General features: G+C 36.9%; 14 protein-coding genes. 7 read left to right on the top strand and 7 right to left on the bottom strand.

The features are described from left to right. Window positions 1–22: 22 nt before the first annotated feature. The 5 genes from B091_RS0103795 to B091_RS0103775 form a co-directional block, all read right to left on the bottom strand. Window positions 23–1,687: a M23 family metallopeptidase gene (locus tag B091_RS0103795; protein WP_018108679.1), complete on the bottom strand. Its 1,665-nt coding sequence runs from the start codon at window positions 1,685–1,687 to the stop codon at window positions 23–25. Window positions 1,688–1,791: 104 nt separating this feature from the next. Continuing rightward, a complete protein-coding gene (locus B091_RS0103790; protein WP_018108678.1) occupies window positions 1,792–2,730 on the bottom strand; it encodes an NAD(P)H-dependent flavin oxidoreductase in 939 nt (312 codons plus the stop codon). A 69-nt stretch (window positions 2,731–2,799) separates the two neighbouring features. Continuing rightward, a complete protein-coding gene (locus tag B091_RS0103785) occupies window positions 2,800–3,327 on the bottom strand; it encodes a DUF4943 family protein (RefSeq protein ID WP_018108677.1) in 528 nt (175 codons plus the stop codon). Between the two features lie 168 nt (window positions 3,328–3,495). Beyond that, complete coding sequence (nadC, locus tag B091_RS0103780; RefSeq protein ID WP_018108676.1) at window positions 3,496–4,353, bottom strand: carboxylating nicotinate-nucleotide diphosphorylase; 858 nt, start codon at window positions 4,351–4,353, stop codon at window positions 3,496–3,498. Further along, the gene (locus B091_RS0103775) at window positions 4,346–4,735 is read right to left on the bottom strand and encodes a DUF4783 domain-containing protein (protein ID WP_018108675.1); all 390 of its coding nucleotides are present in this window, start codon (window positions 4,733–4,735) and stop codon (window positions 4,346–4,348) included. Before B091_RS0103775 ends, nadC begins: the two co-directional genes overlap by 8 nt. A gap of 105 nt (window positions 4,736–4,840) precedes the next feature. Between B091_RS0103775 and rlmH the strand changes: the two genes are divergently transcribed. Beyond that, window positions 4,841–5,314: a 23S rRNA (pseudouridine(1915)-N(3))-methyltransferase RlmH gene (gene rlmH / locus B091_RS0103770; protein WP_018108674.1), complete on the top strand. Its 474-nt coding sequence runs from the start codon at window positions 4,841–4,843 to the stop codon at window positions 5,312–5,314. A 102-nt stretch (window positions 5,315–5,416) separates the two neighbouring features. Here the strand turns inward: rlmH and B091_RS0103765 are convergent, their stop codons facing one another. Together B091_RS0103765 and B091_RS0103760 are read right to left on the bottom strand one after the other, a co-directional pair. Continuing rightward, on the bottom strand, window positions 5,417–6,097 hold the full coding sequence (locus B091_RS0103765) for a queuosine precursor transporter (protein WP_025069428.1): 681 nt from the start codon (window positions 6,095–6,097) through the stop codon (window positions 5,417–5,419). Between the two features lie 197 nt (window positions 6,098–6,294). Next, the gene (locus B091_RS0103760) at window positions 6,295–7,737 is read right to left on the bottom strand and encodes an OmpP1/FadL family transporter (RefSeq protein ID WP_018108672.1); all 1,443 of its coding nucleotides are present in this window, start codon (window positions 7,735–7,737) and stop codon (window positions 6,295–6,297) included. 225 nt (window positions 7,738–7,962) lie between these two features. Here B091_RS0103760 and B091_RS0103755 point away from each other — a divergent pair, with 225 nt between their 5' ends. The 6 genes from B091_RS0103755 (at window position 7,963) to B091_RS0103730 (ending at window position 13,240) form a co-directional block, all read left to right on the top strand. Next, the gene (locus B091_RS0103755) at window positions 7,963–8,964 is read left to right on the top strand and encodes a 2-hydroxyacid dehydrogenase (RefSeq protein ID WP_018108671.1); all 1,002 of its coding nucleotides are present in this window, start codon (window positions 7,963–7,965) and stop codon (window positions 8,962–8,964) included. A 78-nt stretch (window positions 8,965–9,042) separates the two neighbouring features. Next, a complete protein-coding gene (gene pdxH, locus B091_RS0103750; RefSeq protein ID WP_018108670.1) occupies window positions 9,043–9,687 on the top strand; it encodes a pyridoxamine 5'-phosphate oxidase in 645 nt (214 codons plus the stop codon). 58 nt (window positions 9,688–9,745) lie between these two features. Further along, window positions 9,746–10,471, top strand: coding sequence for an MBL fold metallo-hydrolase (locus tag B091_RS0103745; RefSeq protein WP_025069427.1), 726 nt, complete (start codon window positions 9,746–9,748; stop codon window positions 10,469–10,471). A 12-nt stretch (window positions 10,472–10,483) separates the two neighbouring features. Then, the gene (locus tag B091_RS0103740) at window positions 10,484–11,566 is read left to right on the top strand and encodes a DUF4468 domain-containing protein (protein WP_018108668.1); all 1,083 of its coding nucleotides are present in this window, start codon (window positions 10,484–10,486) and stop codon (window positions 11,564–11,566) included. Between the two features lie 15 nt (window positions 11,567–11,581). Then, window positions 11,582–11,959, top strand: a complete 378-nt coding sequence (locus tag B091_RS0103735) for a VOC family protein (protein ID WP_018108667.1) — start codon at window positions 11,582–11,584, stop codon at window positions 11,957–11,959. Between the two features lie 150 nt (window positions 11,960–12,109). Further along, window positions 12,110–13,240 (top strand): glycosyltransferase family 4 protein, encoded by a 1,131-nt coding sequence (locus B091_RS0103730; RefSeq protein WP_018108666.1) that lies wholly within the window; start codon window positions 12,110–12,112, stop codon window positions 13,238–13,240. Window positions 13,241–13,390: the final 150 nt, after the last annotated feature.

Raw genomic sequence — 13,390 nt, 5'->3', positions numbered from 1 at the left:
TTTTTGTGATTCTTCTAATAAATTACCAATAAAACTCTTCTTCAATAAATGTACGATTTTTAGCGTTATCTACCACTTCTAATTGTACTTTATGTTGCTTTCCTCTTACCAATCTAGATTTATCAAGCTTATACTTAATTCTTTTGGGCATTATATCGAGATAGAACAAGGCATATTCCCCGTCAATTGTACCCCTATAGCTTTGTATACCTGTCTGCTTATCCTCAGATGAGAAAGAGATTTCTCCAGACTTTATCCAGTTGTTTTTATTGACCGCTTTCAATTTTGGAGGTAAGAAGTCTGTCAATACAGCAAATGTTCCCAACTCTCTAATTTTAGTATGGACAAAGCCTGCATTATATTTTCCACCTACACTATTCCACTCTCCTTTACCATTGAGCATAGCAATATATAACTTAGTCGTATCAGCCACCAAAGAGGGGTTTACACGTATTCGGAGTTCTGAAGGCTTATGCAAAGGTATATAGCGTTCGGCCTTAGCCAGTTGATATACAAAAGAGTTACAAGTAGAATCAGCACTTAAAACTTCAAAATCTAAGTAATTGTCTTCGTAAAGAGCCTTTGAGGGTATGATAAGATCTAGCCCTAATTTAGAGAAATAATTTGTTTTATCCCATGAGAGCTGATAAGCCTCATCGATGGGAGTTAAAGGAATTTCTTGTTTTATACCACGAATACTTAATCGGTAAGTTGAGCTGTTGCCGTGGAAATCAGTCAGTACAAATCGAAGGTTGTAAAGTCGTTCTTCATCAATTCTAAGCCACCCCCTATCTTGATTGAAAGCTTTAATCATCTTTAGCGGATTAGCTGGTGCTATATACGTCTTCATATGATTTTTATAAGTCCACGAGTTTATATAGCGACTCTCTGAAGGATGATAACGTGCAATATCACTTTCGAAGCTAAGCTGATCGTCAACATAGAACTCCATTTTACGCACACCATACCGATTATTAACCTCATCCATAAAGTCAAATGCCTTAATACCAATGCCTACAACTCCCCAAGCAGATACTGTATTTGCTGCTAGCACAGGTTCAATAGTCAGCTCAGTAGAGCCATTAATAATCCCTTTATTGAAATAGGGTTCAAAAAGATAGGATTCGGCTCTAGGTGCTCGTGTATCTTTTAATCGGTGCTGATAATAGGGCATGGCATCGAGTAAGTCGCCAGTAGCCGTATCTATAAGTTCGAAGTGCAAGTGTGGACCAAATGAATATCCCATATTTCCACTCCAAGCAATATGCTCTCCCTTACGGATTCTATATTTATTGGGTTCTAATGTCAAATCCATCTGCCATGATTCGTTGGCATACTGAATCGAATCGACCAGAGCTGCTAGTGGAGCCACAAGACCCATTAGGTGTAAATTAGTGGTAGATAAACCGTTGTCGTAGACTGTATGCAACACATAGCCTGAGCCGTGAGTTACTTGCACTCTTGAAATGTAACCATCGGCGATGGCTAACATTCTTTTACCCGATTGGTGTTGGGTCTTGAAGTCAAGACCAGCATGAAAGTGATTGCTACGGAGCTCACCAAAATTACCACTCAGATATAATGGAAAATCGAAAGGAACACCTAGTTCCTCTCGATTTATACTTTGAGCCACAACTCCTCCAACAGTTATATATAGGAATAAAAAAAGGGTACTTATTTTTAACATGTTGCAATAATAAAATCTTTCTACAAAAATAGAGGATTAGTTTGTGAAACTGAAATTGCAGAGCACCCTTATCTTATGTTGTTGGGCTTTTAAATGTTTTCAGATTACCAAGAATAATCTTTTTGGCAAGCAAGCTTATAAGATTTAACAAGCTCGTCCATAACTTCGGCTACGGTTTTAAGCTCACCACACAAAGCTGCAATTTGACCAATTTCAATTTCTCCTTCAGCTAAGTCGCCTTCAAAGATACCTTTCTTTGCTCTACCTCTGCCCAATAATTCACGTAACTCATCGGGAGTTGCACCTTTTAGTTCGAGTGCTTCAACCTCGTCACGGAATTTATTTTTAGCAAGGCGTGTAGGGGCTAGTTGCTTAAGATGTAATTTAGTATCACCCTCTTTTAGATTGATACACATATTTTTAAAATCTTCGTGAGCAGAGCTCTCCTTAGTAAGTGCAAAACGTGTACCCATTTGTACTCCATCGGCACCCAAGGCAGCTACAGCCAAAATAGCCTCACCCGTAGCAATACCACCTGCAGCAATCAAAGGTAAATCTGTTACAGCACTAACTTGAGGGATAAGACAAAGTGTTGTAGTTTCTTCACGACCGTTGTGGCCACCAGCTTCAAAGCCTTCGGCAACAATAGCATCTACACCAGCATCTTGCGATTTGAGTGCAAATTTAGACGAAGACACAACATGCACTACCTTGATACCTTTTTCTTGCAACCAAGCTGTCCATGTTTTAGGATTCCCTGCCGAAGTAAAGACAACAGGTACTTTTTCTTCAGCTATAATATTCATTATTTCCTCTACTTGAGGGTACATTAGCGGTACATTAACACCAAAGGGTTTAGAAGTAGCTTCTTTGCACTTACGAATGTGATCACGAAGTACATCGGGATACATTGAGCCTGCACCAATAAGACCAAGACCTCCTGCATTACTTACAGCAGAAGCCAAACGCCAACCACTACACCAAACCATCCCCCCTTGTATTATAGGGTATTGAATTCCAAATAAAGATGTTATTTTATTCATTTACACAGAAAATTAAGTTCATAAAATGAACACCGAAGATAGGAATTTAGTTTGAATAATCTGGAAAAATCACCACCATTGATAACCTGTACCACAAAGTGGGTTGTCAAAGCAAGGGTCAACAGACCAACGTGTTTTAGGATAGAGACGATTCTCCCACCAGCGTTTGTAGTGAACGGCTGCATCTAAGATCTCCTCATCAGAAAGGAAATAGCGGGGTTCATAATTGTCGGCATTTACACGCACCATATGACAGCCAAGTGAAGCATAGTCGCCCATTCGGATAGTTTCAACAATCCAAAGCATACATTCGCCTAGCTTAATTTCACCTGCTATTGATGAAGCTATAGGAGGCAACGGAAAGGTTGGTATGATTGTTAAGTCAGTTGAGTATGAGAGTAGTTTGGGAACATCTTTGTAAATAAAATTGGGAACTTCAATAAACCCCTCAGGACTCTTGGTTTCATATGTTCCTGCTTTAAGTTGTCGCACAAAAATATCCACATCGGGATGATCGTAATCTAAAGTTGATGTTCCACAACTCCCCAAAGTAAATAATAGTACAAACAAAGAAAATATATATGCTAACCTTTTCATTCTTTTACCTTATCAAAACATGGAGATTAAACTTGAGCTTAACGTCTTAACTGTAAGCAAAATTAATTCCTGTTGACAACAGAGAACAAATATAAGTTAAAAAAAACTCTTCTTTGCTATTTTGATTAAAAAATAAATAAGAAGAGTTCTAAATTAAGTGTTGAATAATTAGCAGGCTTTAAAACTCATATCGAGCCCTTTTACCGAGTGTGTTAACGCTCCAACTGAAATAAAATCGACACCACAATTAGCATAGTCTAAGAGGGTTTCAAATGTAATACCTCCCGACGACTCTGTTTCGTAAACACCGTTAATTAGTTCAACAGCCTGACGCGTCAAAGCAGGGCTAAAGTTGTCTAGCATAATTCGGTTTACTCCACCATGTGCTAAAACTTGTTTAACCTCATCTAAATTGCGGACCTCTATTTCAATTTTAAGATCTTTACCCTTTGCTTTGCAATAGGCTTGAGCTCCAGATATAGCTTGCGGAATTCCTCCAGCAAAATCAACATGGTTATCTTTCAACATTATCATGTCGTAAAGCCCCATTCTATGGTTTACTCCTCCTCCAATCTTAACTGCTTCTTTTTCAAGAATACGCATACCTGGTGTAGTTTTTCGCGTATCGAGTACTTTTGTTGATGTACCCTTTAAGGCTTCAGCATATTTATGAGTCAGTGTAGCTATACCACTCATACGTTGCATTACATTGAGCATTAATCGCTCAGTTTGCAATAAAGAATGTACTTTACCCTCCACAATCATAGCAATATCGCCAGGTTTAACGGCAGCACCATCAGGGATCAAAACCTCAACCTTCATGGAAGGATCAAAACGGTTAAATATAGATTTAGCAACCTCAACACCAGCCAAGATACCTTCTTCTTTTATTAAGAGTTTGGATTTGCCTTGAGCTGTTTCGGGGATTGCCGATAGAGTAGAATGGTCGCCATCGCCAATATCTTCGGCAAAAGCCAAATCAATTAAACGATCAATTAGTTCTTGCTTCTCAATAATTTTATTCATTTGCTTTATCAATTCTAATTTGGTGGATAAAAAACTTTTCTGCTCCTTTTTTGAAGAAACAATTTACACGATAACGCCCACTGCTGGTCTGAAGCGAACCTATTATATAGCCTGACTCCTCCTTAAAGCTTGTGTGCCTTATGGTGAAAGATTCTATGACTAAACTAGTAAGGAACCGATTGACTTCAGTAATTGCTTTTTCTGTGGGAACATCAGATTTTTGATTTACTACCGACAAAGATATTTTTTCACCTAAACAAGATTGCATTAAACGCATATCCCCTTTAGCAAAAGCCAAATTCAAGTCTTTTAAAGGCTCATTGGCTAGTGTTGTTAATGAAAAGACACCCATTAGGAGTAAAAATAAAACTTTAGTTTTCATAGGTGGTATAGGTCTTAGTAAAGCAAAGTTAATGAAAACTACATACAAACAAGATTTTTGTTCTATTTTTGGGGCCTGAAATAAAAAACATCTAGCAGATTAAGCATGAAAATTACATTACTAGTAGTCGGACGTACAGTTGAGTCACATTTTGTAAAAGCCATTCAAGACTATACACAACGTACCCAACGCTACATATCCTTCGAAATGCAGGTTATACCTGAACTCAAAAACACGAAGAATCTGACGCCCGAACAGCAGAAAGAGAAAGAAGCTGAGCTGATACTGAAGTCATTAGCACCAAGCGATTATATCGTTTTGCTAGATGAGAAAGGTAAGGAGTATCGATCGGTTGATTTTGCAGTTTGGATCGAAAAGAAGATGATTACAGTCACTAAGAGGTTAGTATTTATTATAGGTGGCCCCTACGGATTCTCCGATTTGATTTATTCACAAGCCAGCGAAATGCTTTCACTCTCAAAAATGACTTTTTCGCACCAAATGATTAGGCTGTTTTTCATAGAACAACTTTACCGCTCTATGACCATACTCAATAATGGCCCTTATCATCACGAATAATACCGCAATGGATATCAAAGGGTCAAAATAAATAATGAGTAAGTGGTTTGATTTAAACCACCTACTCATTATACTCTTACCACTAACCAAGAATTAGCAGCTCTAAATATCTTTAATATTAAAAACATTAAAAGAGGTATCAGTATCAAAAGTATCCACTTTTTCGACTCGCTTGATATACTTTACTACACGGATTGTAAGGGGCAGAGCAAGCACCTCGTAGAACGACTTTAAGAAGATTTGAATACACATGAGTTTAAATATTAAGCTCCAAGGCATCTCACCTCCAAATGCAATAGGAAAGAATAAAAGAGAGTCGGCAGTTTCACCTACTACAGTAGATACAATAGCACGCAAGGAGAAATTCTTACCCTTCGATGCGATTTTCATCTTGCTCATCACATAAGCATTCAAGAAAGAGCCCACCAAAAAGGCAATGAAACTAGCTAAGGCGATTCGAGGTGCCAGACCAAAAATAAAATTGAAGTGTTCTCCTCCATCCCACTCGGCAGAAGCTGGTAGCAACGTGGTCAAGAAACCAATACCAACAACACAGAAGTTGAGCATAAAAGCTGACCAAATAATAAGTCGAGCTTTTTTAAACCCCCAAACCTCAGCAATACAGTCGTTAATAATATAAGAGATGGGAAATAGAAGAAGACCTCCTGTAATTTCCAACCCCCAAAGATCAATTACCTTGGTTTCGAAAAGATTGGAAGCAATTAGGCTCACAACAAAAATCATGCTAAGCAGCATGAACAACACGGATACGTTTTTATTCATTAAATCTTGTTTTTTACGTGGTTTACCAAGCACACGGTAGTTTTGAGTTAATTTAAATGTATCACAAAAGTAGTCATAAAAAATCAATGTCTCAACCCTAAAAAATAATTTGGCCTAGCTGTATTTTCACATACAACTAAGCCAAAGGAATTTATAAGTCAAAACACTATTTAAAACACTGTTTTTAAATACTTAGTTTAGAAAGAAAAGTCAAGACCAACACCAAATACTTTATTGGTACGGTTAAATTCATATGAAATTGGAACTTTCTCTGCAACCATTGCATCTTTATTGCCTTTCTCATAATTCGTCCAGAAATAAGCCACGTTAAACTTTACATTATCTGCTAACATAAATCCTGCACCAAAGCCATAAGACATTGAGCTTAGAGAGAAGCTCATATCAGACTGAAAATTCTGAGTTACTCCATATTTAGTACGTTGCAAACCAGCACTGATTTGTGCCCAATCGCAAATATCCCACTCAAGACCACCAAGATATTCATTCGTTCCTTGTTTAATATCCTTTTGTTTACCACCAGCCATCTTAGCTCCTTTATCGAAGTAGTGATTATATCCCACCGAACCTCTTAAAGTTGGAAGGAACTGATAGGTAGCACCAAAAGTTAAGATACTAGGTAAGTCGTGAGGCGTATTCACACCATTTTTAAACATTTCCGATCCAGTTGTATCATATTTAGTTTTATTTTCAACATTGAGCTTAGTTCTCATCTCGTATTTAACAGCCACATCCCATTTAGCATTGTGAAAGTGGGCACCAATAATAGGAGTCACACCCCAACCCGATTGTTTACTATCTAGGCCAATATCTCCAGTCTTATCAGCAACCTTTTTAAGTTCTGTCGACTGAGCACGAAGCTTTTCAGCCTCGGCCATATTACCTATACCCTCAAAATAGTCAGCAGCTGTGCTAGCAGCCACAGATTTTTCGGTCATATACTTACTTACATTAACAAGATCAGTACCACCACCAATGTTTGATGAAATATTACGCACATAACCATAATATGAGTTATTTACATAGTTCATACGGATACCTCCAAATACAGACCAATTATCATTAATTTGATAAGCAGCACCCATCTGAAGACCATAAATAATCTGTTTACCATGCATATAAGAGTCTGCATCATAAACTGTAGTACCAAACTTAGCGTTTAGACTAGTAGGTAGTAACGATACAGGAGCTTCAAAAGAAGGAAGACCAGCATCAAAGGTAGCTTTACCGCCACCACCAATAATTGCAAAACTACCAGAGAATGTCCAATGACCTTGTTTATATGCAGCATAGAGGCTCGGTATAATGGGAGCAGCAGCATCGCCTTTAAATTTCTTAGTAGATTCCCCAAGGTTTTGAATATTTCCTGCAAAAGGAGCAAATGTAGAAGTAATTGTACGTGTTTGGAACGCACTTTGTCCGTTAAGAGAAAAACTCCAACCCTCTTTAAAGAATGCTGTACCAGCAGGGTTATAATAAATCGCATCAATTTCGGTCGAAGATTGACGAGCTAAATACCTCAAATAAGCAATATGCTGATTTGTGTTTGTTAAAAGTCCACCTGCGAACGTTGTAAATGAAACAACAATCAGCGCACTAAACAGAAGTAATTTCTTTGCCATAAAATTATTAATTGATTAACAGTCGGCAAAGGTAGCACAAATCTGCACACTACAAACTATTCTGTGCAATAAATGAGATTAGAACACCAAACCAATTACAAATGCAACTATTATCCATTGAGTCTTAAGAGATAAAATCGGGGTGATGTATAATGATATAGGTTAAACATTATTACCTTTGTAGAGTTATATGTTTTTAAAGGTAAAATTATATTTAGATTGTAAATGGGTATTAAAATTGCATTTTTTGGCTCACAGCCATACGACGAAAGTTCTTTTAAGGAGACGAATCAAGCCTTCGGTTTTGACCTGCGTTTTTATCGAGGAAACTTAAGCATTAATAATATCTTACTTACTCAAGGATGCGACGCTGTATGTATTTTTGTAAATGACATTGCAAATGCTGAAATCATCGAGAAGCTTGCAGAGAATGGAGTTAAAGTTTTAGCTCTTCGCTGCGCAGGATTCAATAATGTGGATCTAGAGGCTGCCGAGAAATTTGGCATTAAAGTAGTCCGTGTGCCTGCATACTCACCCTATGCTGTGGCAGAACATACAGTAGCACTTATGTTGGCACTAAACCGCCGTATTCCAAGAGCAACGTGGAGAACAAGAGACGGGAACTTCTCTTTAAATGGTTTATTAGGCTTTGACATGCACGGTAAGACAGCTGGTATCATTGGAACAGGTAAAATAGCGAAGATTCTAATCCAAATTCTAAAAGGTTTTGGAATGAACATTCTTGCCTACGACTTGTTTCCAGATAAGGAGTTTGCAGAAAGTCAGAACATCAAGTATGTTACTCTCGACGAATTGTACAGTGGCGCTGATATCATATCATTACATTGTCCACTCACCGACGACACCAAATACATCATCAACGACTATTCAATCAGTAAAATGAAAGATGGTGTTATGATTATCAATACGGGTCGTGGTCAGCTAATCAATACACACGCACTTATTGCAGGACTAAAAAGCAACAAAGTGGGATGGGCAGGATTGGATGTTTATGAAGAAGAAGGAAACTATTTCTATCAAGACAAATCAGACAAAGTAATTGATGATGATGTGTTGGCACGTCTTCTTTCATTCAATAATGTTATTGTAACTTCACACCAAGCTTTTTTCACCAAAGAAGCACTTGGCAATATTGCACATACTACGTTGCAAAATGTCAAATCCTTTTTTGTTGACAATGAGCTAACAAATGAAGTTTCTGCTTGAGAGTAAATGCACTCTAAAGCACAAAAAAGCAGATAGCATCAAAATGATGCGAATGCATTAAACTATACATAGAAGATTATGGATTTAAATTTAAGATCTGTAAGACAAGAGTATACTAAGAGAGGGTTATCGAGGAATCAAATTCCTGATAATCCTTTTTTGCTTTTTGAGCAATGGCTAGGTCAAGCAATTAGTCAGGAGGTCAACGAACCAACAGCCATGCTTGTTGGAACAGTTTCTCCAGAAGGTCACCCTTCTACTCGGACAGTCTTACTTAAAGAAGTGGTTGACCAAAAGTTTGTATTTTACACTAATTATTTAAGCCGTAAGGGTAAACATATAGCCGAAAACCCAGCAATATCACTCAGCTTTGTTTGGCATGAACTAGAGCGACAAGTACATATTGAAGGTTTTGCCAAGCCTCTTTCACCCACTATATCGGATGAATATTATCACTCGCGTCCCTACAAAAGCCAAATTGGTGCACGAATATCACCTCAAAGTCAACCCATACCCAGTCGATTCAAATTGATGCGTGAATTTGTTAAAGAATCAGCAAAATGGATGGGCAGGGAGATTGAACGTCCTAATAATTGGGGAGGTTACGAAGTAGAACCGATACGCATTGAGTTTTGGCAAGGAAGACCTAGCCGACTTCACGACAGATTTTTATATGAGAAAGAGGCTAATAATTCATGGAAAATTAATAGATTAGCTCCGTGAGCAAACTTATAGATTCGTGATTTTGTTCTATTTCAAAGATTAATTCAGAAATATGGAGATTAAACTATATTATATATTCCACAGTTGCTTTGCAATCGAAACTAGTGATTTGGTAATCATAGTTGATTATTACAAAGATTCTGAACAGGACGACAAAGGTTTAGTACATGATCAACTCTTAAAGACACAGAAAAAACTATATGTATTATCAACTCATGCTCACCACGACCATTTCAATCCTGAAATATTAAGTTGGGTAACTAAGAGAAACGATATTCAGTATATTTTATCCAAAGATATACTAGACGCTCGACTAAGTAAGAAAGAAGATGCTTACTACATAGATAAAGGTGAGAGTTACGAAGATGAACACCTAAGTGTTGAAGCATTTGGTTCGACGGATCAAGGCAGTTCATTTCTTATCCACTTGGGAAACAAGTTGATTTTTCATGCTGGTGACCTAAATAATTGGCACTGGAAAGCTGAATCATCTCCTCAAGAGAGTCAACTAGCAGAAGAGTGGTACCTCAGAGAGCTTACAGATATCTATCGAAAATACAAAGCTATTGATTTGGTGATGTTCCCCATCGATAAACGCCTGCAAACCGACTACTACCTAGGAGCTAAACAGTTTATAGAGAAAATTGAAACAAGTTATATTGCTCCAATGCATTTTCATGAAGATTATATTGCGGTTAATGCTTTCGAAGCAGTAGCTAAAGAGTACGACACCCAATTTTTAAAGCTAACACACCGAGGTCAAGAGTTTGATCTCAAATTATAAATATAAACCAAAATGAAACTAATCAAGTATTTATTCGCTTTTGTAATGTGCCTTACTATTGCCTCCCCCCTATACGCACAAACAGACAGCGACAAGTATCTAGCAGGGGCTGTACCCGAAATTGACAATAAAGTAGTATTCGCTAAGACAGTACATATACCCAAAGCTACAAAGAAAGATATTTTCGATAAAATAGAGAGTTGGATGGAAACCCAGTTCAACTCTAAGATGAGTCGTGTTGTATACAAAGATTTCGATTCAGGTAGGCTAGTTGCTTTAGGCAACGATACCATTGTTTTTAAAGAAACATTCCTTTCGCTAGACCAAACTATCATGACTTACCAATTTATGGTTGAGGTCAAAGCTGGAGAATGCAGCATGCAGATAGAAAAAATAAATTACAGCTACGGTGAAAACGAAAAATTTACTGCCGAAGAGATGATTTCGGATAAAGAGGCACTTAATAAAGCGCAAACCAAAATGGTTCGCGGTTTGGCTAAGTGGAGAACTAAAACTATCGACCACGTTGATGCAATATTTAACTCGGCAACTGAAAGTCTTGCTACGCTTGCTCCAAGACAAGTACAATTTCAGACTAATCAAGTGACTACATCAGAGCCAACTCCAACTCAAACTGTTAATGCAGCAAGCAAAGAGGTAATACCAGCTACTGCTTTGACACCATCTATAAGTGCAGCTGATCAAACCAATACCCTACCCCAAGAAACTTATGGCTTAATTGACAGCGGCATTATTGCGCTAAATGTTATGCAAGACAATAAGCAAGTGAACATTCTTGTTCCTTCAATCAACGTAGGAACACTCTTTGGCAAAACAACATTAACTATATTTGTCCCTTTTGGTAGCGAGGTTTACGATATTCTAGAAAACTCCGATACATTCACAATAAGCATTTATAAAAAAGGAAACGGTGAGTTTCTTAACAGTGCTGAATTAAGCATTACTTGCGAAAAGATTTTATCGCAATCTATAACTCCCGAATCAATCACCAATAGCTCTTTAAGAAGAGAACTCGGTTCGGATGCATTACAAAAGATGTATATTGGTGAAGTTAAAAGTAGTTGGAGTAAATAATTAATAAAAAAGATTATGAAAATACAAGCTAAATTTGATCACTTTAATATCAATGTAACTGATTTAGACCGAAGCATAGCGTTTTACAATAAAGCCTTAGGCTTAACAGAGCTAAGACGCAAAGAAGCAAGTGATGGTTCTTTTGTTTTGGTTTACTTAACAGATAATACTTCTGGGTTTGCTCTCGAACTTACTTGGCTTAGAGATCACCCTAAAGCTTACGAGCTAGGTGAAAACGAAAGCCATCTATGTTTCCGTGTTGCTGGTGATTATGATGAAGTACGCAAGTTCCACAAAGAGATGGATTGTGTATGCTACGAAAATCATAGCATGGGATTATATTTCATTATAGATCCCGATGGCTATTGGATTGAAGTGCTTCCGATGAAATAGAACATCAAGTAAAAGTCTAAAAAAGAATCCCCCTTCATTATCAGCTGATAATGAAGGGGGATTCTTTTAATATTGTATTATGAGGCTACTTCTTACAAGTTAAACAACTTAAAATATATCTTTGTATTAAATATATGCAATCAATAAGATATGAAAATAGTTTATTTAAACGCTAATTATACAAGATCAGGTGGGACTGAAAAAATTCTATGTCAGAAAGCCAACTACTTAATAGAAAAAGGGTATGATGTTTCTATAATAACTCTGCTCAAAGCAACTAATCAACCCTTCTTCTCGTATGATAAACGAATCCATATTTATGAATTGAATATGGATAGTGAAAACACGAATAAACAAAACATCGCTTTATTTATTAATAAACTAGATGAAGCATTATTAGAAATTAAACCCGACATCTCCATAGCTACAGATATGAGACTAGGAAAATACCTATATAGAGCCTCAGATTCAAGCAAGAAGATATTAGAATCTCATTTTTCAAAGTTTAAACGAAAAAACAAATTAAGCTGGCTAAATTCTTTTAGCATCGGACATTTGATAGTAAACTTATTTGTCTATAAACAAACTCAAATTATTAAAAAGTTCGATCAATATGTAGTATTAACATATGAAGATCGAGAACAATGGAGAAATTTGAAACAAGCCGTAACTGTAATTCCCAATGTTGTAGAATATCAAGAACCTATAAATATTGATTATTCTTCTAAACAAATTATTGGAGTAGGACGACTTTCTGGACAAAAAGCATGGGACCATTTAATTGATATCTGGTCTAAGTTAGCTAAAAAATATCCTGAATGGCAAGTCAAAGTCTATGGTGACGGAGAAAAGAAGAATGAACTAAACAAGCTTATTAAAGCTCATAAAATTGAAGACTCCTTCACAATTAACCCTGCAACACCTGATATAATTCAAAAATATAAGGAGAGTTCAATATTTGTAATGACTTCACGTTATGAAGGTCTACCCATGGTGCTTATTGAAGCTATGAGCCTAGGTCTCCCTACAGTAACTTACAAGTATAAATGCGGTCCTAAAGATTATATTACAGACCAGCAAACTGGTTATCTTATTGATCTATTCAATAAAAATATGTTTGCCGAAGTATTGGCCAAACTTATGGACAATGAAGAGATTAGATGTAAAGTTGGCAAGGCTGCGCAAAGAGATATTACTCCAAAACTCAATAAAGATAGAATTATGAATGAGTGGATATCTTTATTCGAGACACCCTCTCATAAAGTGTGTAAGTTAAAATGATGGGCTTGGGTAACAACTTTACCTGAGCCGTTGTTTTATAATAAAAAACTTAGACATGTATGAAAACAGAAGATTTAATCCCCGATGAGTTCTTTAAACAGTTCAAAACAGGTGAAGAACTAAACAACTTCCTTAAGTCCATTCAAAAGC

It is taken from the genome of Bacteroides propionicifaciens DSM 19291 = JCM 14649 (genome assembly GCF_000375405.1).
GTDB lineage: Bacteria > Bacteroidota > Bacteroidia > Bacteroidales > Bacteroidaceae > Bacteroides_E > Bacteroides_E propionicifaciens.
The sequence above is the reverse complement of the archived record's forward strand: the minus strand, read 5'-3'. Positions and strand labels throughout refer to the sequence as shown.

Excerpts from the sequence above, each read along its gene's own strand:
- B091_RS0103795 (WP_018108679.1), bottom strand. The coding sequence starts at position 1,687 with ATGTTAAAAATAAGTACCCTTTTTTTATTCCTATATATAACTGTTGGA.
- B091_RS0103790 (WP_018108678.1), bottom strand. The coding sequence starts at position 2,730 with ATGAATAAAATAACATCTTTATTTGGAATTCAATACCCTATAATACAA.
- B091_RS0103785 (WP_018108677.1), bottom strand. The coding sequence starts at position 3,327 with ATGAAAAGGTTAGCATATATATTTTCTTTGTTTGTACTATTATTTACT.
- nadC (WP_018108676.1), bottom strand. The coding sequence starts at position 4,353 with ATGAATAAAATTATTGAGAAGCAAGAACTAATTGATCGTTTAATTGAT.
- B091_RS0103775 (WP_018108675.1), bottom strand. The coding sequence starts at position 4,735 with ATGAAAACTAAAGTTTTATTTTTACTCCTAATGGGTGTCTTTTCATTA.
- rlmH (WP_018108674.1), top strand. The coding sequence starts at position 4,841 with ATGAAAATTACATTACTAGTAGTCGGACGTACAGTTGAGTCACATTTT.
- B091_RS0103765 (WP_025069428.1), bottom strand. The coding sequence starts at position 6,097 with ATGAATAAAAACGTATCCGTGTTGTTCATGCTGCTTAGCATGATTTTT.
- B091_RS0103760 (WP_018108672.1), bottom strand. The coding sequence starts at position 7,737 with ATGGCAAAGAAATTACTTCTGTTTAGTGCGCTGATTGTTGTTTCATTT.
- B091_RS0103755 (WP_018108671.1), top strand. The coding sequence starts at position 7,963 with ATGGGTATTAAAATTGCATTTTTTGGCTCACAGCCATACGACGAAAGT.
- pdxH (WP_018108670.1), top strand. The coding sequence starts at position 9,043 with ATGGATTTAAATTTAAGATCTGTAAGACAAGAGTATACTAAGAGAGGG.
- B091_RS0103740 (WP_018108668.1), top strand. The coding sequence starts at position 10,484 with ATGAAACTAATCAAGTATTTATTCGCTTTTGTAATGTGCCTTACTATT.
- B091_RS0103735 (WP_018108667.1), top strand. The coding sequence starts at position 11,582 with ATGAAAATACAAGCTAAATTTGATCACTTTAATATCAATGTAACTGAT.
- B091_RS0103730 (WP_018108666.1), top strand. The coding sequence starts at position 12,110 with ATGAAAATAGTTTATTTAAACGCTAATTATACAAGATCAGGTGGGACT.